The sequence below is a fragment of the Roseibium sp. RP-7 genome, from assembly GCF_053005225.1.
In genome coordinates this window covers 1,581,090-1,602,912 of sequence record NZ_JBRKQA010000001.1, presented here as the reverse complement: position 1 = coordinate 1,602,912, position 21,823 = coordinate 1,581,090, and the positions used below count along the sequence as shown (strand labels likewise).

At 58.9% G+C, this 21,823-nt stretch carries 22 protein-coding genes; 8 read left to right on the top strand and 14 right to left on the bottom strand.

The window, feature by feature from the left end; translation table 11 throughout:
• Positions 1-207 precede the first annotated feature (207 nt).
• Positions 208-396 carry a DUF2783 domain-containing protein gene (locus tag ACVDG9_RS07275; protein WP_055658586.1) on the bottom strand — a complete coding sequence of 63 codons (189 nt, stop codon included), beginning with the start codon at positions 394-396 and terminating at the stop codon, positions 208-210.
• The gene (locus tag ACVDG9_RS07270; RefSeq protein WP_447237634.1) at positions 396-2,012 is read right to left on the bottom strand and encodes an FAD-dependent oxidoreductase; all 1,617 of its coding nucleotides are present in this window, start codon (positions 2,010-2,012) and stop codon (positions 396-398) included. Before ACVDG9_RS07270 ends, ACVDG9_RS07275 begins: the two co-directional genes overlap by 1 nt.
• 125 nt (positions 2,013-2,137) lie before the next feature.
• Here ACVDG9_RS07270 and ACVDG9_RS07265 point away from each other — a divergent pair, with 125 nt between their 5' ends.
• Positions 2,138-2,368: a hypothetical protein gene (locus ACVDG9_RS07265; RefSeq protein ID WP_023000078.1), complete on the top strand. Its 231-nt coding sequence runs from the start codon at positions 2,138-2,140 to the stop codon at positions 2,366-2,368.
• Here ACVDG9_RS07265 and ACVDG9_RS07260 read toward each other — a convergent pair.
• The 5 genes from ACVDG9_RS07260 to hmgA all read right to left on the bottom strand — a co-directional run bounded on the left by ACVDG9_RS07260 (position 2,365) and on the right by hmgA (position 7,174).
• Positions 2,365-2,898: a DinB family protein gene (locus tag ACVDG9_RS07260; RefSeq protein WP_447237633.1), complete on the bottom strand. Its 534-nt coding sequence runs from the start codon at positions 2,896-2,898 to the stop codon at positions 2,365-2,367. The two genes, ACVDG9_RS07265 and ACVDG9_RS07260, sit on opposite strands and share 4 nt — an antisense overlap.
• 3 nt (positions 2,899-2,901) lie before the next feature.
• A complete protein-coding gene (locus tag ACVDG9_RS07255; RefSeq protein ID WP_023000076.1) occupies positions 2,902-3,861 on the bottom strand; it encodes an MBL fold metallo-hydrolase in 960 nt (319 codons plus the stop codon).
• Positions 3,858-4,448, bottom strand: coding sequence for a carboxymuconolactone decarboxylase family protein (locus tag ACVDG9_RS07250; protein WP_023000075.1), 591 nt, complete (start codon positions 4,446-4,448; stop codon positions 3,858-3,860). Before ACVDG9_RS07250 ends, ACVDG9_RS07255 begins: the two co-directional genes overlap by 4 nt.
• 157 nt (positions 4,449-4,605) lie before the next feature.
• On the bottom strand, positions 4,606-5,619 hold the full coding sequence (locus ACVDG9_RS07245; protein ID WP_447237632.1) for a fumarylacetoacetate hydrolase family protein: 1,014 nt from the start codon (positions 5,617-5,619) through the stop codon (positions 4,606-4,608).
• Between the two features lie 184 nt (positions 5,620-5,803).
• Positions 5,804-7,174 (bottom strand): homogentisate 1,2-dioxygenase, encoded by a 1,371-nt coding sequence (gene hmgA, locus ACVDG9_RS07240; protein ID WP_447237631.1) that lies wholly within the window; start codon positions 7,172-7,174, stop codon positions 5,804-5,806.
• Positions 7,175-7,366: 192 nt separating this feature from the next.
• Between hmgA and ACVDG9_RS07235 the strand changes: the two genes are divergently transcribed.
• A complete protein-coding gene (locus ACVDG9_RS07235) occupies positions 7,367-9,400 on the top strand; it encodes a methyl-accepting chemotaxis protein (protein WP_447237630.1) in 2,034 nt (677 codons plus the stop codon).
• Positions 9,401-9,573: 173 nt separating this feature from the next.
• The gene (locus ACVDG9_RS07230) at positions 9,574-9,888 is read left to right on the top strand and encodes a hypothetical protein (RefSeq protein ID WP_055658570.1); all 315 of its coding nucleotides are present in this window, start codon (positions 9,574-9,576) and stop codon (positions 9,886-9,888) included.
• 112 nt (positions 9,889-10,000) lie between these two features.
• On the opposite strand, the gene ACVDG9_RS07225 is transcribed toward ACVDG9_RS07230, so the two are convergent.
• Complete coding sequence (locus tag ACVDG9_RS07225; protein ID WP_168685670.1) at positions 10,001-10,369, bottom strand: nuclear transport factor 2 family protein; 369 nt, start codon at positions 10,367-10,369, stop codon at positions 10,001-10,003.
• 80 nt (positions 10,370-10,449) lie between these two features.
• Entirely contained in the window at positions 10,450-11,925 is a 1,476-nt protein-coding gene (locus tag ACVDG9_RS07220; RefSeq protein ID WP_031268989.1) for a helicase HerA domain-containing protein, read from the bottom strand.
• A 365-nt stretch (positions 11,926-12,290) separates the two neighbouring features.
• On the opposite strand from ACVDG9_RS07220, the gene ACVDG9_RS07215 reads away from it, so the two are divergent.
• Positions 12,291-13,043 carry a substrate-binding periplasmic protein gene (locus ACVDG9_RS07215; RefSeq protein WP_447237629.1) on the top strand — a complete coding sequence of 251 codons (753 nt, stop codon included), beginning with the start codon at positions 12,291-12,293 and terminating at the stop codon, positions 13,041-13,043.
• A 158-nt stretch (positions 13,044-13,201) separates the two neighbouring features.
• Positions 13,202-13,858: a cupin domain-containing protein gene (locus ACVDG9_RS07210; protein ID WP_055659505.1), complete on the top strand. Its 657-nt coding sequence runs from the start codon at positions 13,202-13,204 to the stop codon at positions 13,856-13,858.
• On the opposite strand, the gene ACVDG9_RS07205 is transcribed toward ACVDG9_RS07210, so the two are convergent.
• The 3 genes from ACVDG9_RS07205 to ACVDG9_RS07195 all read right to left on the bottom strand — a co-directional run bounded on the left by ACVDG9_RS07205 (position 13,843) and on the right by ACVDG9_RS07195 (position 16,135).
• Positions 13,843-14,382: a DUF2867 domain-containing protein gene (locus ACVDG9_RS07205; protein ID WP_447237628.1), complete on the bottom strand. Its 540-nt coding sequence runs from the start codon at positions 14,380-14,382 to the stop codon at positions 13,843-13,845. The two genes, ACVDG9_RS07210 and ACVDG9_RS07205, sit on opposite strands and share 16 nt — an antisense overlap.
• A gap of 150 nt (positions 14,383-14,532) precedes the next feature.
• Positions 14,533-15,117, bottom strand: a complete 585-nt coding sequence (locus tag ACVDG9_RS07200) for a nitroreductase family protein (protein ID WP_447237627.1) — start codon at positions 15,115-15,117, stop codon at positions 14,533-14,535.
• Between the two features lie 97 nt (positions 15,118-15,214).
• A complete protein-coding gene (locus ACVDG9_RS07195; protein ID WP_447237626.1) occupies positions 15,215-16,135 on the bottom strand; it encodes a DMT family transporter in 921 nt (306 codons plus the stop codon).
• A 78-nt stretch (positions 16,136-16,213) separates the two neighbouring features.
• On the opposite strand from ACVDG9_RS07195, the gene ACVDG9_RS07190 reads away from it, so the two are divergent.
• Together ACVDG9_RS07190 and ACVDG9_RS07185 are read left to right on the top strand one after the other, a co-directional pair.
• Positions 16,214-17,188, top strand: a complete 975-nt coding sequence (locus ACVDG9_RS07190; protein WP_367020532.1) for a LysR family transcriptional regulator — start codon at positions 16,214-16,216, stop codon at positions 17,186-17,188.
• A gap of 82 nt (positions 17,189-17,270) precedes the next feature.
• Positions 17,271-18,647: a DHA2 family efflux MFS transporter permease subunit gene (locus ACVDG9_RS07185; RefSeq protein ID WP_447237625.1), complete on the top strand. Its 1,377-nt coding sequence runs from the start codon at positions 17,271-17,273 to the stop codon at positions 18,645-18,647.
• Positions 18,648-18,682: 35 nt separating this feature from the next.
• On the opposite strand, the gene ACVDG9_RS07180 is transcribed toward ACVDG9_RS07185, so the two are convergent.
• The gene (locus tag ACVDG9_RS07180; RefSeq protein WP_023000061.1) at positions 18,683-19,243 is read right to left on the bottom strand and encodes a carboxymuconolactone decarboxylase family protein; all 561 of its coding nucleotides are present in this window, start codon (positions 19,241-19,243) and stop codon (positions 18,683-18,685) included.
• 215 nt (positions 19,244-19,458) lie between these two features.
• Here ACVDG9_RS07180 and ACVDG9_RS07175 point away from each other — a divergent pair, with 215 nt between their 5' ends.
• On the top strand, positions 19,459-20,082 hold the full coding sequence (locus tag ACVDG9_RS07175) for a TetR/AcrR family transcriptional regulator (RefSeq protein ID WP_055658554.1): 624 nt from the start codon (positions 19,459-19,461) through the stop codon (positions 20,080-20,082).
• Here the strand turns inward: ACVDG9_RS07175 and ACVDG9_RS07170 are convergent, their stop codons facing one another.
• Complete coding sequence (locus ACVDG9_RS07170) at positions 20,083-21,594, bottom strand: malonate--CoA ligase (protein WP_447237624.1); 1,512 nt, start codon at positions 21,592-21,594, stop codon at positions 20,083-20,085. It abuts the gene before it with no gap.
• Between the last annotated feature and the right edge of the window lie 229 nt (positions 21,595-21,823).

Here is a 21,823-nt window from a genome sequence, read left to right as displayed (position 1 = left end):
TAAATCGGGCGTGTTTTAGTCTTTATCGACAAGGCGATACTGGACATTTTTCTGAAAATTATTTTTGCCCAAAATAATTCCGATTACCTGCATCGCTATCAAGTGAAACTGAAATTCTACCGAGGGTGTGATTGGGCGAATCTCTCACACCCTCGTCAAAAGCCTCAATGCGTATGGCAACAGCAGCTGCGCGACGCCATGTTCGACCTATTGTTTGGCGGCCTCAAGCAGCTTTTCGAGCACCTGCCGCTCACCGATCTGGTTTGCCATCAACAGGATCAGCCGGGCATTGAACGCATCGCTTTCGGCCTTTGTGAGGCCTTCATGGGCGGTCAGCAGGTCAGCATAAAACCCGTCGGGTGTTTCAAGGTTCGGTTTGGTGACAATCTCCGCCATTAGGCCTCTCCGCCTTTCCCGAGTGCAATTGCAAATGCGTTTTCGACCGCAGTGCGGTCATAGTCTGTCCAGCGCGACGCCACATGCTGGTCTGGCCTGATCAGATAGACAGCCGAAGCCTCGTCACCGAGATAGCGATCCTTTAGCTCCTGACCGGCTGCGGAAGTCGCAATGCTGACACCGGTAATTTCGATACCGTCGATCAGAAGCTTCTCGGGTACTTCGGCGCCGATGCCAAGCAGATGGAAGCCGCTGCCAAGCCAGTCCAGCAGCCAGCCGTCTGCCAGAGGCGCATCCACAGCCGGGCTTCCCGGTCTTGTGCGCGCGGGCAGGCCTTCCACATCCGGTCCATTGAGCTTCGAACCGGCATAAACGCAAGGAACGGACAGTCTCCCGGAATTGACCAGAGGCCGGGCAAAGGCGTGATGTTCGGAAAGGTCCAGCACCGCATCACGGAAAATACGGCTGATTTCCGATTTGGGAGTAATGAAGTCGGTTGAACGCGAGCTTTGAAGGATATTCTCGTCCGCTGCCATTTCGCGCTCAAAAGCATAGCTGTCCAGAAGGCTTTCCGGAGCCTTGCCGTCAATGACCAGCTTCAGTTTCCAGCCGAGATTGTCGGCATCCTGGAACCCGGAGTTGGCACCACGCGCACCGAAAGGCGACACCTGGTGAGCACTGTCGCCGGCAAAGATCACCCGGCCATGGCGGAACTTTTCCATGCGGCGGCACTGGAATGTGTAGATCGACACCCACTCCAGATCGAATTCGACATCCGCGCCCAGCATCTGCTTGAGCCGGGGAATGACGTTTTCCGGTTTCTTTTCTTCTTCCTTGTCGATGTCCCAGCCAAGCTGAAGATCGATGCGCCAGACCCCGTCCGGCTGCTTGTGCAAAAGAGCCGACTGGTCCTTGTTGAAGGGCGGATCGAACCAGAACCAGCGTTCGGTCGGGAAATCCGCCTTCATGATGACGTCGGCAATCAGGAAGTTGTCTTCAAACACCCGGCCGACGAAATCGAGATCGAGCATCCGGCGGGACGGCGAACCAGCCCCGTCGCAGGCAATCAGCCACTCCGCTTCCAGATTGTAGGCGCCATCGACCGTTTCAACGGTCACCAGCGTGTGGTCGTCCCGCTGGTTGAGGTTCGCAACCCGGCTGCCCCCGCGGATTTCCACCGGCTTGCCTTCCACCTGCAGAGCGCGAATGCGCTCGACCAGATGAAGTTCGCAATAATATTGCTGCAGGTTGATGAAGGCCGGGCGCTTGTGCCCCTGATCCGGAAGCAAGTTGAAATCGTAGACCTGCCGGTCACCGAAAAACACCTTGCCGACGTTCCAGACGACGCCCTTGTCGACCATCTCGTCGCCACAGCCCAGCCGGTCGAAGATTTCCAGCGAGCGCTTGGAAAAGCAGATTGCCCGTGAGCCCACGCTAACCTTGTCGTTGTCATCGAGAACGACGACCGGCACATCCGCCTGAGCCAGATCGATAGCCGTGGCGAGGCCCACCGGTCCGGCTCCAATGATCACCACCGGATGGCGAACGGGTGTCGCTGCATCCTGATCCTGGGACCGCTTGTACGGATAAAGCGGCGCTTCAAACAACTTGGTCACAGGCGTTTCTCCCAATTGCCGAGGCGTACCGGCATCGTGAACCGGTTCGCCTTTGCCTGTTTCGCGGAACCCGCAGGGGGGCTTGCGCGTTTTCGTTAGACAATCCCCCAAGAAGGAGGTGTGACATGCCAGTCCTGACACGCCAGAACATGTTGACATCCGGCCGACGCTGGACATTCCGGTTGATTGCCGGACTGATGTCCGCGGTCGCCCTTGCGCTTCTCATCGCCGCTCCCGCCACCGTCCTTGCCGACAACTGGAGCATGGTCGGCATCGCCATCGTGGTGAGCGAGATCATAGTTCTTGCAGGTGGCCTCACCTGGCTCGCCCTGTTGATCCTTGCACCGAAGCGCTAGCCAGTTTCCCAGAAACGTTGCGCCGACGGGTGGCGATCGAACTCCAAAAAGAACTCATCAAGTTGAGGCGGTGCAACACTGGTTCCTGCCAGCATGGCATGCACCTGCCCCCGGTGATGGATCTGGTGCTGAAAGAGATGCAGCAACGTGTTGGCGATCGTCTCGTGAAAGACACCGCTCTTGCCCCGGTCCTGAGCGACATTCCGGTCCAGGTCTCCTTCCACCATCCGGTCGCAGTATGCGATCAGAGCCTCGTCGGCACTCTTCTGGGCCGGTTTCAGCTCTGCTGCAGAGGCAAGATGCGGCGTGTCGAATACCGACAGCCCCTGCCCCTCTTCCTTCAAGGCATCCAGATAGTATCGGTCCACTTCCCAATTGTGGTTGAGCGTTTCCCGGATCGAGGGAAAGAACCCGGTTCTTTCCGCCTCGAACTCCGCCTGCGACAACCGGCAACAGGCGTCGTAAAGACGTTCGTTCGCGTAGGCGTTGTTGCGGGCCATCAGGCGGAGGTGGTCCAGGACAGTGTTCATGGGTCAGCCCTGCAGATCCGCCCACATCTTGGCGTCGCGTTCCGCCGTCCAGATGCGCGGCGTGTCGATGCCGAGAGCCTCGTCATAGGCCCGGGCAACGTTGAACGGCAGGCAGTGTTCGTAGATGGCGTAATCCTTGAACTTCGGATCGCATTCGGCACGGCAGGCGTCCCAGGCTTCTTTCAGCGATCCGCCACCCTGGGCGACCCGGGCCACCGGCCGATATGTCGAAGAGACGAAATCGGCGGTGTTGGTCAGCGCCTTGCCCACCATCTCCTTGCCGACCAGCGCATCGCCGCGGCCAGGCGCGATTGCCTCCACATCGAAGGAACGGATCGCTTCCAACGTTGTCGGCCAGTCGTTGAAATGGCCGTCGCCGCAATAGCAGGCCGAGTGGTATTCGACGATGTCACCGGTGAACATGACGTTCGCGTCCGGCACGTGGATAACGATATCTCCGGCCGTGTGGGCGCGACCAAGGAAGCTGAGGTCGACCCGGCGCTTGCCGAGATAGACAGTCATGCGGTCGTTGAAGGTGGTGGTTGGCCAGGTCAGAGGCGGAATGTCGTTGACGTTTTCATAGCCCATGAACAGACGCGGGAAGCGCATGAATTCGGATTCCCTGTCTTCCGCGCCCCGTTCCACGACCATCGAACGGGCCTTCTGGCTCATGATCACGGTCGGTGCCCGATAGGCGGCAGCCCCCAGCACGCGAACGGCATGGTAATGCGTGAGCACAAGGTGGCTGATCGGCTTGTCGGTGACGGACCGCACTTTCTCAATGACCTTGTTGGCGAGTTCGGGGGTCGCCTGCGCCTCGACGATCATGACGCTGTCGTCGCCGATGATGACGCCGGTGTTCGGGTCCCCTTCGGCGGTAAAGGCCCAGAGATCCTTGCCGATCTCGGTGAAGGAGATCTTTTTCTCGGTCATGTCTCCGGCGGATGCGAATTGCTTGCTCATTCAGAGGCTCCGTGTTTGCCTTCGTCCCATGCGGGCATCGCCTTTTTGGCGACGGCAGCCGGATGGGCTTCCATTGTGGTTGCCATGGTGTCATTCCACCGGTTGAGGTAGCCAAAGAGCGCGATCGAAGCGACGATCTCGACAATCTCGGCGTCGTTGAAATGCGGCTTGAGCGCTGCAAAATGAGCTTCGGTCACGTCGTTCGGAACACCGGCAGCCTCGCGGGCCAGCACCAGCGCCGCTTTTTCGGCCTCCGTAAAGAGCGGCGAAGTCTCGCATTCCCATACGGCGGCAATCTTTTCGTCCGGCACATCGTAGACGTGGCTCAGATTGGCCATGTGGCCCTGGCAATAGCGGCAGCCGGTCGCCATGGACGTCATGAGTGCGACCATCATCTTCAGGTCTTCCGGCACCGTGCCTTCATAAAGGATGGCCTGGTTCAGTTCCATGAACGCCTTGGCGATATTCGGCCGGCGCGCCATGGTGAGGATCGAGTTCGGTAGAAAGCCGCGGATTTCATCGTAACGCGCGAATTTTTCCTCGAACTGAGGCAGATCCGCGCGGTCAAGCGGGTCGACGTGAGGCATTGCCCTCTCCCTGAAATATTCTGGCGGCGGAAGGGCTCAACCCAACGCTGCGCTCTTGTCTTTCTCGTGGATGGAAAATCGCACCCCCGAGCCCCTCCCCACAAGGCGGAGGGGCTACTTGCCGAAAATGGTGTCGAGATCCCGGAAGATCCGATCACTACGCTTCGTATTTCTCCACGGTCTGCTCGATGGCGCCGAAGATCGAATGGCCTTCGGTGTCGAGCATCTCGATGCGGACAGTGTCTCCGAACTTCAGGAAAGGCGTCTTGGCTTCGCCCGTGTTGATCGTTTCGATCATGCGGATCTCGGCAACGCAGGAATAACCGACGCCACCGTCTGCCACCGGCTTGCCCGGACCACCGTCCAGCTTGTTGGAGACCGTGCCCGAACCGATGATCGTGCCGGCACTGAGCGGCCGGGTCTTTGCCGCATGGGCAATGAGCTGGCCGAAATCGAAGGTCATGTCGATGCCCGCGTTTGCGCGGCCGAACGGCTGACCGTTGAGGTCGACATGCAGCGGCAGGTGAAGCTTGCCGCCCTTCCAGGCATCGCCGAGCGCATCCGGCGTGACGGCAACCGGCGAAAAGGCGGAAGACGGCTTGGACTGGAAGAAACCGAAGCCCTTGCCGAGTTCTGCCGGGATCAGGCCACGCAGGGAAACGTCGTTGACCAGAAGCACAAGAAGGATGTGGTCGCGCGCGGCTTCCGCGCTGACACCCATCGGTACATCGCCGGTGACGACAGCAATTTCGCCTTCCATATCGATGCCCCAGGCCTCATCGCGCATGGAGATCGGATCACGCGGGGCGAGGAATGTGTCGGATCCGCCCTGATACATCAGCGGGTCTGTCCAGAAGCTTTCCGGCATCTTCGCACCGCGCGCCTTGCGCACCAGTTCGACATGGTTGACGTAGGCCGAACCATCCGCCCACTGGTAAGCACGCGGCAGCGGCGAATGGGCATCGTGTTCATGGAAACGCAGCGTCGGTACGGCTTCGTGAGACAGGCTCTCGGCCAGCAGTTCCAGCTTTGGCGCCACATGTTCCCAGTCATCGAGCGCTGCCTGCAAAGTCGGCGCGATGTGACTTGCGTCGGTGCAGAAGGTCAGGCGGTCGTTGACCACCACCAGCTTGCCGTCGCGGCTGCCATCCTTGAGCGTTGCCAGTTTCATCGGGTTTTCAGCTCCTAATGTTCGCCAGACCGTGGTGCCCGGCGATGTTTCTCCCGGGAAGCCGCCAGCGGCTTCCTGCCTTTGTTCTTGTCCGCCCCCCCGGCGGGACCGCCGGAGGTTCAGGGTAACCTACCGGTGCGGATCAATCTGCCGTTTGCGGTTGGTCAAATCCTGGATGATTTGGCTATTTGTTCCAGGTCCCTTCGGGCGTGCCATCGAATTTTTTGCCCAGCGAGTCCCAGCAGTCAATGTAATCGTCCTGCAGCGGAGCATCCCTGGCGGCGAATTCCGTGAGGTGCTGCGGGAAACGGGTTTCGAACATGAAGGACATTGTGTTGTCGAGCTTTTCCGGCTTCAGGTCGGCATTCGAAGCGCCTTCGAAGGCATTGTTGTCCGGCCCATGCGGCAGCATCATGTTGTGCAGGCTCATGCCACCGGGAATGAAGCCCTGCGGCTTGGCATCGTACTGGCCGTAGATGTTGCCCATCAGCTCCGACATGATGTTCTTGTGATACCAGGGGGGCCGGAAAGTATCTTCCATCACCATCCAGCGCTCGCGGAACAGCACGAAGTCGATGTTGGCAGTGCCCGGAACGCCGGACGGAGCGGTAAGCACTGTAAAGATCGACGGATCGGGATGATCGAACAGGATCGACCCGATCGGGCAATAGTTCCTGAGGTCATATTTGCAGGGCGCATAGTTGCCGTGCCAGGCAACAACGTCGAGAGGCGAGTGACCGATCTTTGTTTCGTGGAACTGGCCGCACCATTTCACTGTCACCGTCGACGGGGCATCGCGATCCTCGTAGTGCGCGACAGGCGTCTTGAAATCACGGCGGTTTGCCATGCAATTGGCCCCGATCGGCCCCCTGCCCGGCAGTTCGAATTTCTGGCCGTAGTTCTCGCAGACGAACCCGCGCGCCGGACCTTCCACCAGCTCGACCCGGTAAACGAGGCCGCGCGGAAGGATTGCGATTTCCTTCGGCTCCAGCTCGATCACGCCCAGCTCGGTGCAAAACCTGAGGACGCCTTCCTGCGGAACTACCAGCAATTCGCTGTCGGCGGAGTAGAAATATTCGTCCTCCATCGACTTGGTGATCAGGTAGATGTGGCTGGCCATGCCAACCTGTGTATTGACGTCGCCGGCTGTCGTCATGGTGCGCATGCCGGTCAGCCAGTTGAGGCCTTCATCCGTGTGTGGCACCGGGTCCCAGCGGTACTGGCCGAGCGAAACCACGTCGTCGCAGACATTCGGAGCCGACTTCCAGTGCGGCAGGTCGATCTTCCTGAACCGGCTGGTGTGCTTGACTGACGGGCGGATGCGATAGCACCAGGTCCGCTCGTTCTGATGGCTTGGCGCGGTAAAGGCGGTACCGGACAACTGCTCGCCATATAGGCCGTAGGCACATTTCTGCGGGCTGTTCATGCCCTGCGGCAGAGCGCCTGGCAGAGCCTCGGTTTCAAAATCGTTGCCGAAGCCCGGCATATATTCCAGATCCGCCGTGTTACGGCCGTTTCCAGCTAGATTTTGATTGCTGTCGGTTCTCTGATCCATGACGTCCTCCCGGTTCGGAGATGAATTTAGTTGCATATGTAACCATTTTGATCCCCGGGATCAAGCGGCATGTCGATGCTTTTGCGAACGCGCCGGATTTTCTCCTGCCGCAATGCAAAAAAGCCGCAGAACGTAAGCTTTGCTTTACGTGCGTCTCCTAGGGTTCCCGCAGTCTCACCGTTGGAGCTTTTCATGTCTCTTAGAAATCGAATCTTTTTCGCCTCGAGCGGCGTGTTCCTGGTTGGATTCCTGACGCTTATTCTTGCCGTCACCTTCATGACCCAGGCCACGTCGCAAAAATCGGGTGAAGATCTCATCCGCAAGACTGCCGAGGCACTTGCTCTGGATGCCGGCAAGACACTGGCACAGGCACAGCTCGCGGCCCGCGCTGCGGCCGATGCCCTGGAGGGAATGCAGCACGCCGGCGTTAGCGATCGCAACGCCTATGCAGCCGTGATGGAGCACCAGATCAGCCAGAACAAACATTTTGTCGGCGGCGGTGCGATCCTGGAACCGGACATGGCCGGCAATGACGCGGACAATGCAGGCGCCAACTTCTCCGACGACAAGGGACGCTTCATTCCGTATTTCTATAACGACGGTGCAAAAGTCGCCTGGGAACCGCTCCTGTTCGGTGGCGATAGCGGCTCTGAAGAGTGGTACGACAAGCCGAAGAACCTGGGCCACGACACGGTGACCGAGCCCTATCTCTACCCGGTCAATAATGTCGACGTGCTGATGGCGACGGCCTCCTCGCCGATCAAGGATGCTTCCGGACGCGGCATCGGTGGCGCCACCATCGACGTGTCGCTGGAAGGCCTGCAGAAGGCGGTGAGCACCGGCCAGACCTATGAAAGCGGCTATGTCGGCCTTCTCAGCGAAACCGGTGTCTGGGTGTCCCATCCGGACGCAGCCCTCCTCGGCCAGAAGGCCGATGCGGCAATGGTCGGCAAGATCCAGTCGATCAAGAACGAAGCTGCCTTCACGACCGAAAACGGTACCGTGGAAGCCATCAAGGGCTTCGAACTGGACGGCACCGGCCAGCACTGGTTCATTGTTGTCGCCGTTGACGAGAGCGAACTTCTGGCAAGCGCCAATTCCACCATGCAGATGAGCCTGCTGCTCGCCCTCGGCCTGCTGGTAGCCGGCACGTTCCTGATGTGGATGCTTGGTTCCACAATTGCCGGACCGGTGCAAATGCTGACCGCTCGCATGCGCAAGCTTGCCGAAGGCGATGTCGATACGCCGGTGGCCTATCTCGACCGCAAGGACGAAATCGGCCAGATGGCCGGTGCGCTGGAAATCTTCGTTGAAAACGAAACCGAACGGCGGTCGCTGCAGAACGACACCGAGCAGGCCCAACACAGCCAGCTGGAGCGCCAGAAGACTGTCGAAGCCCTGATCGAAACTTTCGAGCGCGACGTCCACGCCGTTCTCGACCAGGTCAGCGGCAACAGCAAGCGCATGGAGCAGACTGCGGCTTCTCTCGATGCGATCGCGCGCGACACTTCCGCCAAGGTTTCCTCGGTTGCCGGATCTTCCGAAGTTGCACAGAGCAGCGTCCAGACAGTGGCTTCCGCCGCTGAAGAGCTGTCCGCCTCGATTTCCGAAATCGGTCGCCAGATCGGCCAGACGAAGGAAGTCGTCACGAGCGCTACCCGTGCCGCCAACGATTCCAACGACAAGGTCGGAAGCCTCGACAGCGCCGCGCAGAAGATCGGTGAAGTGGTCAGCCTCATCCAGGCGATCGCCGAACAGACCAACTTGCTGGCGCTGAACGCCACCATCGAAGCCGCTCGCGCCGGAGAAGCCGGCAAGGGCTTTGCGGTGGTTGCCGCGGAAGTGAAGGAACTGGCCACGCAAACCGCCAAGGCGACGGAAGAAATCTCCACGCAGGTCACCGGTATCCAGTCCTCGACACGCAATGCCGTCGGCTCGATCCAGGAAATCGCCAGCACAATGGAGGAGGTCAACCAGTTCACGGCGGCCATTGCCGCGGCGATCTCGCAGCAGGGTGATGCCACCAACGAGATCAGCCACAATGTCCAGCAGGCAGCCAGCTGCACCAGCGACATGAGCAACAGCGTTGGCGACGTGATGCAGGCAGCCGAGGAAACAAGCAGCTCGGCAGCCGACGTCCTGTCGGTCTCCCAGTCGGTTTCCGAACACGCCCAGGGCTTGCAGGCCACCATTGCAGACTTCCTGAGCCGCGTTCGCGCTGCTTAAGTCAGGCACATAACCTCACGAACCGGGTTCGCGCAAACCCTTGTGCGAGCCCGGTTTTTTTGTTTTGCCCGGCATATTTCCCGTTCTCGGAAATGGCCGAATTGAGATTCCACACTTGAATGAAAATACGAGCTGACGTAAAAAGAACAAAACAGGAACACTGGAGAAGATCGATGCGGCTCGCCGACACTGCTGTTGCGCATTCCTGCGCTGTTTCCTCCGCTGCCGCGTCGACGCCAGGCACGGAACAGCTGACCTCCGTCACGCGCGGCGAGGTCCGCACCATGATGCTTTACCTGCGCAAGGCGCGGGAGCGGGCTATCGCGATCCGGGACAGGTCTCCTGGCGGCAGTTATCTGGAAAGCGTGCTCACACGCACGATCGACGGCATTTCGGTGGAGCTTTCACAACTCGACTATCTGCTGGCATCCAAACCGGCGGAAGCAAACCGGACTGAACCGGGCCGCAGGATGCGTCCGGCGATTTGATTGTCATTTCCGTGCAGACTTTCGGCCCCCAAAGGGCAGACTGCACTTGAAGAGCGTTCAGATTTCAGTGCCTGCGTGACCAGCGCGAGACCCGGCGGGGAACCATTGCTAGTCACCCTTCCCGCTTCAGTGGCCCGAAGAAGCCGAAGACCGCGCTCAGCTTGCCGCTTTGGTCGTCAATCCAGACGACATCAAGTCCTTCCGGCAGCACCGTTCCGTCCGCATTGACCATCTGCCACGCGAACCGCGCTGAACCGTGGTGGCTGTCGACACTGCTGGTCCGAAGGATCTTCGCACCGACCCTTTTGGCCAGAACGCCGGAGATGTGGTCAACCAGCGCAGCGATACCGGTCACATCGGTTTCCGGGTCCGTGTATCTGACATCTTCCGCTACGGACCTTCCGAGCAGATCCTGCCGATAGGATGGGTCACGTTCAGACCAGGCTGCACAATAGATGTCGATGGTCTCTTCCAGCGTCATGTTTGCCTCCCTTGCAGTCTTCTGCAGAAGCATGCGCGAAAGTTTGCGATCTCGCCAGTCAGTGTGCTGGAAAGGCCGCGTCAGGCGGCGGCTTCGTCACCCGGTGCCGTTTGCCAGCCAAGGTCGGTCAGCGTCACGATACGATTGCCGCGCAAGTCGGTGGCGCAGACAAGAAATCCGCGTTCTTCCATATGGCTCAACAGCCAACGCGCCCTGCCGGGAGACCGTGTGCCGTAGGCGGTGGCAATTTCAATGTTGCCGGGACATGGCGCCTTCGCGATCGCGGCCTTTGCCAGCAACAGGTACACACCGCGCATGTCTTCCGGCAATTCGGAGGCGATCAGTTCCGCCTGGGCCCAGGCTCCGTCGTCCATTTCGCCCTTTTCAACGCCTGCACGGGCAACGGAGAGCTTTTCTCGGAAAGTCTGCAGGTCCGGTGCGCCGCCCGCCAATTTGGAAATGCGGCAGCGGACCTGGAAGTCCTGATACAGCGTTGCAATCGGCTGGAACGCAGCTTCCTCGTCTTCCAGAATACCTGCAATGATTTCCGAAATTTTCTGCTCGCGTTCGCCAAAATCGAGCAGGCTCTCAGCCTGTGGCACGTCTTCAGCGCTAGCTCGTTCTGCACTGCTGAGCTGATCGAGCACGTCGCCGGTCGAAACCACAGGCTCGACGAAACGCTGGCGGACCGGCTGAACTTCGTCCGCTCCCGGCGTGAAGATCAGATCCTTGGCGTCTTCCTTGGGCTGCTCCGGCAGTGGCAGCAGTTTGTGAGTTCCGCCCCGCCCCATGGTCTCCACCGGGCCGATCTTGACCGGAACGGGACGGCGCGACATGGCCGGTCCGAGAGCGATGAAGTGACCCCTGTCGAGATTTCTGAAACTTTCGGCCTGGCGCCGCTCCATGCCGAGAAGGTCGGCAGCACGCGCCATGTCGATATCCAGGAACGTACGGCCCATCAGGAAGTTGGACGCTTCTGCGGCGACGTTCTTGGCAAGCTTGGCGAGACGCTGGGTGGCAATGACGCCGGCCAGTCCGCGTTTGCGGCCGCGGCACATCAGGTTGGTCATGGCCCCGAGGGAACGGCGCCGGGCCTCCTCGGTCACCTCGCCGGCGGCGGCAGGTGCAAAGAGCTGTGCTTCATCAACGATGACCAGCATCGGATACCAGAGATCGCGGTCCGCATCGAACAGGCCGTCGAGAAAGGTTGCAGCCGCCTTCATTTGCCGGTCGGCATCAAGACCTTCCAGATTGAGTACCACCGATACCCGGTGCTGGCGCACCCGTGCGGCGATCATCTGAAGATCCTTTTCGGTGCCGACCGCATCGACAACGACATGGCCGAACTTATCTGCCAGAGACACGAAGTCGCCTTCGGGATCGATAATGGCCTGCTGGACCCAGCTCGCGGACTGTTCAAGAAGCCGGCGCAGGAGATGCGACTTTCCCGAGCCGGAATTGCCCTGCACCAGAAGGCGCGTTGCCAGCAGTTCTTCCAGATCAAGACCGGCGCGTGCGCCGCCTGTCATTTCCCCGATATCGATTTGTACCGTCATGCGACCACTTTTCTTGCAGCCTCGGCAGCGCTGCGGCTTCTCCGTTTTCTGGATTTCGTGCAGTGCGGTAGTCAGCACGATTCCGTGCCACTTGCAAAGCCAGCCTGCCGGGAAAGCCGGGTTTTCCCAGAATTCCACCGAATAGCAACCTTTAAGTGACAGGCTGCCTCCAGAAGATGCCGAAAATCCGGTTCGGGCCTGCGTTAAGCAATGTCGGCTTTGCCAGGTGCCACGCAGGACTTCTGTGCTAAGGTTGGTAGAACGGGAGCTTTTTCAGGGAAATCGCTGTGACAGTCAATGGATTGGCAGGCTCTTCGTGCCGACTCGTTTTAATACAACTCAAAACGCTGCTTGCCGGCGCTGTGTTGTCGATCCTTGCGCTTGCGGTGCATCCCGCCAAAGCCGATATCGTCCGTATTGCCGTCGGTGAGTGGCCCCCTTATTTTTCCGAAAGTGACGAAGGATACGGAACCTACGCCAAGGTCGTCGCAAAGGCCTTCGAACTTGAAGGCCTTACGGTGGAGTACGGCTTCTTTCCCTGGAAACGTGCCTTGCTGGAAGCCCAGTCCGGCCGCTGGCAGGCTTCCGCAGGTTGGGGCAAAACCGCTGAGCGAGAACCTTTCTTTCATTTCTGCGACGCAGTTCTGGTTGAGCGCGAGCAATTCTTCTATTCGTCAGACCGACCTGTGAATGCGCAAAATGTGCAGGACCTCAGCGGATTGAGCCTTGGCGCACTTGACGGTGCAGCCCTTGGGGATGACCTGGATAAACTGGTTACCGCCGATCAGATCACCGTCTATCGCCAAAGTTCCCTGGCAGACCTCTTCAAGATGCTTGATGTAGGGCGTGTCGATGTGGTCATGGGCAATGGAGAGGTGGCTGCCGATGCATTGGCTGACGCTTTTTCTCCTGAGGAAACCACGCGTTTCAAGTCGTTGGAAAACGTCAACGTCCTTTGGGACTACCGCGTAATCGTTTCCAGGAACATCGAAAGCGGTGAGGAACTGTGCACCCGGTTCAACCAAGGTTTGAGGAAGCTTCGCGACACCGGAGAATATGACCGCCTTTTGTGGCCGGAACGCGATGGGGAGGGTCAGTCCCAGGCCAGCCCGTCCTGAGGCCCGGCCAGCCGAAAGAAAGAAGCAGGCTCTGATTTGGCTCCCTCGATTGCTTGCAATGTCTGAAAGGCTTCACAACGAGTTCAAATCTGTCCCCTTCCAAATGGGGATATCCTGCCCCATGTGAACATAATAAGAATCATATTGGGATGGACCGGATGAAAATTCATGCAGACCTGACGCAGCCTGCAATTGTCGACAGCGCCACGCTCGACTGGGTGCCCTCACCAATGGCAGGTGTGGAGCGAAGGATGCTGGAGCGCGATGGTGAAGAGGTCGCGCGAGCCACCAGTCTGGTCAGATACGCTCCCGGCTCTGCCTTTTCCGCCCACAAGCATGACATGGGTGAAGAATTTCTGGTTCTGGACGGTGTGTTCTCGGATGAAAGCGGGGATTTTCCCAAAGGCATGTATGTGCGCAATCCTCCGGGCTCCAGCCATGTGCCTTCGAGCGAACCTGGCGCCGTCATCCTTGTGAAATTACGCCAGATGCAGCCTGACGATGATGCCTTTGTCCGGGTGAACACTCTGGACCCCAGCGGCTGGCAGGCCGGCAGACCCGGAGAGAGCATCCTGCCGCTGTTCATCCGGCCGGAAGAGGAAGTGGTGATGCTCGACTGGGAAAGAGGCGCCAGACTAGCTCCGCAAACCTTCCCGGGCGGAGCGGAGTATTTTGTCGTTGAAGGCAGTTTCGAAGACCAGAGCGGCCGTCACGATCAAGGTACCTGGATACGCCTGCCGGCGGGAACCCGGCAGGAAATCACGACAACCCAGGGCGCCCGCGTCTGGAGAAAAACGGGTCACCTGGCGTTCTGAGTTGCCCAGTGCTGGAGGGCCGTCCCCCTGGCAAGCTGGGTTTTGACGATCATCTTGTGCAACGGCAGGATCAACGCAAGATAGGCATGACCGGCCAGGTTATGCCGTTTGCAGCAGGTCGAAACATAGATCCGCGCGGCTCCTCCCCTTTTGCGGAACACGGAGACACGGAAATCCTGGTGCCAGTCGTTCTCGCCCAGAATGATCTCATCTTCTGAAACCGAATAGATCTTGAAGAAACCGATCCGGTCTCCCTCGCCCTTGCAGATGATGTTATCGGCGCCTTGTTCCTGTGCCAGAGCCTTCGTTGTTTTCATGCCGACGAGCCCTACAAGCTTGTCGCGGAACGATAGAAGCGCAGTCACCCAGCCGATTTCTGCCATCAGAATGCGTTCGGCAAGTACGCGCATGTCTGCGGTCAACAGATCCTCCCGTCCGCGGATCGGGATCGAAAAGGTGTCGAGATAATCGTCGGCCGCCCTATAGGTATTGAGGAGACTTTCTTCCGGCAGTTTGTCGGTCATGGCCATGTCCTGGCTCCCTCCAGCAAATTCGACTTGCCAAACCTATACCTGCTGCCACCGGAAAAACCCCTTGCAGATTGCCGCAGCAAAAAGGCAGCGGAAACAACCCGCTGCCTTTTTGGGAACGTGATTGTGTGCCGACCTCGGCGGTCAGGCCCAGGCACCTGCGAAAGCGATTTCAGCCAGCGGTTTGCGGCTGCTTGGAGTTTCGCGTTCCTGCAAGGTTTCAGGCAGCTCTGCTGTGTCCCCCCGCCGGCCAATGGCAATGGCAATCTGCGGCAGATAGCGTTCTGGCACACCGAGTTTTTCGTGGATTTCGTCTTTCAGGATCCCGGCCATGCCATGCGCATGAAAACCGAGTGCGGTTGCCTGCAGGGCCGCATGCGCCCAGGCTGAACCGGCATCGAAAGTGTGCAAGCCGTTGGCTCTGTTCGGTTTACCGTCCTTGCCGTCCACTTCGCTGTCGGAAAACAGATAGACAAGTGCGGAGGCGTGTTGCGCCCAGTCGCGGTTGAACGGGTTGAGAAGATCGACCAGGACCTGCCAGTCGGCATCGCCCCTGCGGGCATAGACGAAACGCCAAGGCTGGATGTTGAAGGCAGACGGCGACCAGCGGGCGGCCTCCAGAATGGTTTTCAGATCCGCTTCCTCGATCGTCGACCGGTCAAAGGCACGCGGTGACCAACGGTCGACGAACAGGTTTTCAATCGGATGATCGGGTGTACGGGCAGTCATGAGCAGTGTCTCCAGTCTATTCCGGGCAAATATCCATCGGGCTGAACAGGAGATAGGTGATTTTTATCTCGATATCAAGATACTTTACTCCAAGATTTTATGTTGTCGGTGCCACTTCCCGGTCCAATCGCGGTCCTGCCCCGATGGATGGCGCGATCAGGATTGCCGACAACACCACGGCTGCGGACAGCAACTCCCTCAAGCCAATCGCTTCGCCGAAGACCAGCCAGCCGACCAGAAACATGGTCGGCAGTTCGAAACTTCCCGCAGCCGCGGTGCGAACAGGCCCAACCTTCTGACAGGCGATCGTATAGAGGATCTGCGGAACAAGAGCCGTTCCAAGTCCCATGGCGACGATGAGGCCCCACTGACCGGTGCTTGCCGGCAGAACTGAGCCCTGCCCTTCATTGATCGCGAGGGGCAACAAACCAATGACGGCCCCGGAAAGTCCGCAAGCGGTCCGTTCCAGCGAATTCAACTCGCCTGCCAGCCCGCTGAGGACAACAATCAGAAAGCCGAACGCAATGGGAGCAGGAATGGCCCATAAAAGCGCCTGCAGTGCTTCGGGAGATAACGACGACGGATCGAGCAGCAGCCCGGCTGCCAGGATAACCAGACCTGCCGAGGCAAATGATCTCCAAGTCAACGCTTGCCTGAGCAGAACCCAGGCAAACAGGGCCGCGAAAACCGGATAGGACATGTAGACGACACCGGCAGCGGCAACGGGTGCCACTCGGATAGCCTCCAGATGGCCGATCAGGCTGAGCCCCAGCACCAGACCCGCCCCCGCCATCAACAGGGCCCCGCCTCGTTTGCGCTTCTCGAACGGCAGAAAGGGAAGCAGGAACAGGACGGAAAAGCCGTAACGATAGAGAGCGATTGTGGCCGGGCCGGCGCCCAGGCCCTGAAGCTCCCGCACGAAGATCGGCACGAGGCCGAAACAGGCTGCGGAGGCTGCTATGACGAGTGTAGCCCCAGTCGTCCCAAGGCTGATGTGAGGAAAGGTGATGTTGCTCATGCCTTGTCGATACCGCGCAACGATGAGCAAACAAAATTCCTAGTTTTCATTCAGTTCATGAAATGCTTTCATACAAATATGATCCCTCGACTGGCCCTCCATCACCTGACCCTTCTTTCCGCGCTTGGCGAGACCGGCAGCATGACCGCGTCCGCCACGCGTCTCGGCGTGACCCAGTCCGCAGCTTCACACAGGCTGCGAGAAGCAGAGCGCCGCCTGGGGGTGGTTCTGGCACGCCGAGCCGAGAACCGGATTGAACTGACGCCGGAGGGCGAGCGTCTGCGGCATCTGGGCGAGACCTTTCTGGGCGAGTTGTTTCGTCTGGAGCAGGATCTTGAAGCCTCGGCAAGGGACGCCAGGATCCTCGTTCGCCTCGGCCAGGCAACCTACAGTCGCTATCACTGGTTTCCCGCGTTTCTGGAATATCTGGACACGGCCGACCCGAAACTGTCGGTCGATCTGTCATCGCGTGCGACGGCGCATCCCCTGGCCTCGCTCCTCGACGGTTCCGTGGACGTTTCGCTGGTTTTCGGCCGCGAACCGGCACTTGCCTCGCTGCGCGCGGTGAAGCTGGGCACGGACCCGATTGTCGCGGTGCTGGCGCATAATCACCCGCTTGCCGCAGAGCCTGTCGTCAACAGCGAGAACATGGGCGATGAGCGTTTCTTCGTTTATCCGCTGACCGCAGAACCCGGATTTGACTGGACAACCCTGCTTGGCGCCCCCACCCAGCCGTTCCGGCGGTTGACCCCGATGCCGACTCCGGAAGCTGTGATCGATCTGGTGCGCGCCAAGTTCGGCGTTGCCATCTTCAGCAAGTGGGCCATCGAGCCGGAGCTGGCTGACGGAACACTGGTTTCCCGCCCGATTGCCGAAGGTGGTGTTTCGCTGGACTGGTGGTGTGTTCGCCGCGCCTCGGATCCGCTGGACAGTCCGGCGGCACGCCTCTCATCTGCCTTGACCGCCTGGAGCCACCAGTCCGACAGGGCCTTGTCGACGCTTGCCTTCGGCGGAACGGGTCAAACTGCCGGGTCGGACTTGAAAAAAACCTAGGCGCGAAGCAGTAACCTTCGTAAGCTTTTCAAGGGGAGAAGGGGAAAAGCCGGTAATTTCCGGCGAACGGGGGAGACAGGCAGTGGCTTCACTCTCCGAAAAGGATCGCAAACGCGGGCTTGTTCTGGCCATGGGTACGCTTGGCGGCCTGGTGATGCTGGACGAGACAATCCTCGGCGTTTCACTCCCGGCAATCCGGTCCGAGATGGGGCTTTCGCCAACGCTTACCCACTGGATCATCAACGCCTACATGCTGACGTTCACCTGCTTCGCCGCTATCGGCGGCAAGGCGATCGACCTTTTCGGGTTGCGCCCTGCCCTAATTGTCAGCGCCAGTGCGTTTGCGCTCGCCAGTCTTCTGGCCGGATTTTCAAACGGACCTGAACTGCTGATCGGCATGCGCATCGTCCAGGGCCTTTGCGCAGCAGTGATGTTCCCGATGACGCTCGCAGCCGCGACCCTCACCTTCGACAAGGCAGAACGGGGCCGTGCAATCGGCATTCTGGCGGGGATGGCAACGATATTCCTGGCCGCAGGACCGCTGCTGGGCGGTGTCCTGACTGATTTTCTTTCCTGGCGCTGGGTCTTTTGGGTCAACATCCCCATTGTCGCCGTTGGCACTGTGCTTGCCTGCCTGTTCTGGCAACCGCCACAGCAAACGCCTGCCCGCCCGCTCATAGACCGGATAGGTCTGTTCCTGTTGCTTGTTGGCATGACGGGGATCATTTTCGGCCTGATGGAAGGTCCCGACTTTGGCTGGATGACGCCACTCATCCTTGGCAGCTTGCTGGCCGGATTTGCCGGGATCGTGTTTTTCGTAGCCTTTGAAGCCAGGCAACGGATGCCGCTGATCGATGTGCACCTGTTTCGACTGAAGGCGTTTCACGCCAGTGTTCTCGTGATCCTTCTGACACAGATGAACAAGATCGTCGTTGCGATCTTCGTGCCCCATTTCCTGCAGCTCGACATGAAATTCTCGGCGCTGGCGGCAGGTCTCGCAACTGTCGTCGCCGTTTTTCCGTTTCCCTTCCTGTCGGCACCCGCCGGCAAGTTGGGAGACAGGCACGGTTCGCGCAAGCCGGTTCTGGTAGCCCTCGCGGTTCTGGCTCTGGCCAACATTGCTATCGGCACACTCACCCTTGCGGAAAACTATTTGGCGCTAGCCCCGGCTCTTCTGGTCTGGGGAATTGCCCTTCCCTTTGCGATGATCCCGACCGGGCGGATCACCGCCAACGCGGTCCCTTCGGAAAAGCAGGGAGAAGTCAGTGGCCTGGTCATCACGGCGCGTCTGGTTGGAGGAACACTCGGTGTCACAATGGGCAGCGTGCTGCTGGCCATGGAGGCAGGGTTCGGCTCCATCTTCTGGGTGATGGGTGTACTGATCACCCTGTGCTGCGCCTATGGCTTCAGGTCATTCGCCAATGATGCACCAGCTTACCATTCAGCACCCGGGAGCTGAGTGCTCCCGGGTGCCGGAACAAGTGACCTGGCAGGTCACGCCATTTCCGGTTCCTTCTTCCAGGCAAATTGCTTGACTGGCTCATCCAGCTCAGTGTGAGCCAACGCGTTGGTGAAGTTCGACAAGGTCTTGGCGGCGATGCCGACAAGAACTTCAAGTGCTTGCCGTTTGGAATAACCCGCAGCAAGAAATGCCTTCAACGCATCGTCACCGATATGTCCACGCTGCTCGACGAGGGTTCGCGTATAGACGCGAAGCGCTTCCAGTTTCGGGTCGTTCAGGCGTCCTCCAACGCGCAGGGCGGCAATCGCATCATCCGGCACCTTCACCATCTTCATCAGCATGGTGTGCCCTGCCATGCAGTAGTGACATTCGTTGAGGTAGTTCACTGTCATCATCACGACCTGCTGCTCGGTTGGCGACAGATCCGTGGCTTGAGTGAAAAGCCGGAACGTTTCCAGATAGGCTTCATAGACGGAAGGGGCTTCGGCCATCACCTGGTGCAGTTTCGGATAGAAGCCGTAATCCTTCTTCGACCTCTCGAGCAGGTCCAGAGATCCTTGCGGTGCAGTTTCAGGGGTGTGGTACTCAAACATGCCTTATGCTCCTTCAAAGCTTGGGCTGAGGAAAAGAAACGAGGTGGTCTTCAGGGGCGCCGACGCGACTGGAGGGAACCGCACCATGCGTCCCGTCAGTCCGTGACAGCGCTTGAACTTGCTACGTTTTGATCACTTGTGTATAAAACTGAAACAAGCGTTTTGTCCATATGTGAACAAAACTATCCGCGTAACATGTTCGTGAGACGAGAGCGATGGCACGACCGTCCAAATTCGACAGGGAAGACGCGCTCGATGTGGTGATGAACCAGATCTGGCAGACAGGCTATCGCAACAATTCCGTCAAATCGCTTGCGGAGGTGCTCGGGATAACCCGATCGAGCTTCTACAACGCCTTCGGCTCCCAAGAGCAGCTGTTCAAGGAAGTGCTTGCCCGCTACACCCGGGTCTCGCCGGACAGAGTTCTGGCTCACGACAATTCCAACAAGCTGGTGCGTGGCGTAATCACTGAATTCTTTCAGGACATATGCCGCCTGCGGGCCCGCGACCCGGAATGGCGCGGCTGCATGGCTGTCAACGCAATTAGCGAACTCTGCAGCAGCCATCCCGAACTGGGGCCGGTTTTGGCAGAAGTTATCTTCGGAAGTCTGGAACGGTTGGAAAGACTGCTCAAGCTGGGTGTCGAAACCGGCGAACTACCGAAGGACTATGACATTCGCAGCAATGCACTTGCGGTTCAGACGCTGATGATCGGCATCAACACGCTGAGCAAGGTTGTCCATTCAGAGAAATCCTTGTGGCTTGCATGCGAAGCGACGCTGAAAGGTCTCGACCTTCTCGAAAAAAGCGGACAGGCGAGTGAGTGCAAGATGGCGTGATCAGCCGAAATCGCCGCTGAACCGTTCACGCAGCACGTTTTTCTGGATCTTGCCCATGGTGTTCCGCGGCAAGGCCTCCAGAATGTGGACCTTCTTGGGTTGCTTGAACTTCGCCAGACGATCGTTCAAGGAGGCTTGAACGGCCTCCTGGGCCAGTTCGGCTCCCGGTTTCGGTGCCAGCACGGCGACCACCGCCTCTCCAAAATCGGGATGCGGCACGCCGATCACCGCGCTTTCGGCGACGCCCGGCAGTTCGTCCAGCAGCGCTTCAACCTCGGCCGGATAAACGTTGAAACCACCACTGATAATCAGATCCTTGGACCTGCCGACGATGGAAACATAACCGTCTTCGTCGACGCGCCCCATGTCGCCGGTGATGAAATAGCCGTCTGCCCGAAATTCCTGTGCCGTCTTTTCCGGCATTCGCCAGTATCCCAGAAAAACGTTGGGCCCCTTGATCTCGATGATGCCGACCTCTCCGTCCGGCAGCTCTCGCCCGGTTCTGGCATCAACGACACGGAACCCCACACCGGGCAAAGGAAATCCAACCGTTCCCGGCCGACGTGCACCATCATAGGGATTGGAAGTGTTCATGTTGGTTTCGGTCATGCCGTAACGCTCCAGGATTGCGTGTCCGGTGCGCTCTCGAAACTCCTTGTGCACCTCTGCCGAGAGCGGGGCTGACCCTGAAATGAACAGGCGCATATGGGCTGCCACATCCCGCGTGAACCGGTCCGATGCCAGCAGGCGCGTATAGAATGTCGGAACGCCCATCATGGCTGTTGCATTCGGCAGAGCGGCAAGAACCTGATCCAGGTCGAACTTCGGCAGGAACAGCATGGAACCGCCTGCCATCATCAGACAGTTGGTGGCGACGAACAGCCCGTGGGTGTGGAAAATCGGCAGGGCGTGCAACAGCACATCGTCTTCGGTGAACTGCCAGTATTTCACCATGGTCTGCGAATTCGACGCCAGATTTCCATGCGTGAGCATCGCTCCCTTGGAACGTCCCGTGGTACCGGACGTATAGAGGATGGCCGCCAGATCGTCGTCTTCACGCGGACGGTTGTCATAGTCCGTCGGCATCTGGTCTGCGAGTAGACTGAGGCTGCCCTCCCCGTTCTGATCGAGCGTGTGCAATCGCGCGCCGGCCTTTTGCGCCGTCCCGGCCAGCACGTCGGCCCTGGCCGGGTCGCAGACAAAGACAGCCGGTTCCGCATCACCAACGAAATAACCGATTTCGGCAGGGGTATAGGCAGTGTTCAGAGGCAGAAACACGCCACCGGCACGGATCGTGCCGAGATAGAGCATCAGGGTATCGGGCGTCTTTTCCACCTGGACAGCAACCCGGTCTCCCGCTTTGACACCCAGTTTCTGGAGGGCACCGGCATATTGCGCAGACCGCGCGAACATGTCCGCGTAGGTTATTTTCCCGCCGTCCAGTGTTTCGAGAAAGACCTTGGACCGATCCGGTATGAAGGCGGTCAGGGCGTCAAAGAGATGGTTCATCATCGCAGCGTTCCGAAATGGCGGGCAATCAGGAAGGATATATTTGATACCAGTAGTGCCCAATTTTAAAGCAAGTCTGCGAATTTTGGGCAAGTCCGGGGAAATGCGGCCTGCCACAATCAAGCTTTCATAAAACTTTCACGCCATGCTTTAGGGTGTGAAGCCATAAATGGTGCTGAAATGATTTGAGACCGATTGGCCCTCCTCGGCATTGCGAATTTGCTTCGTCAAA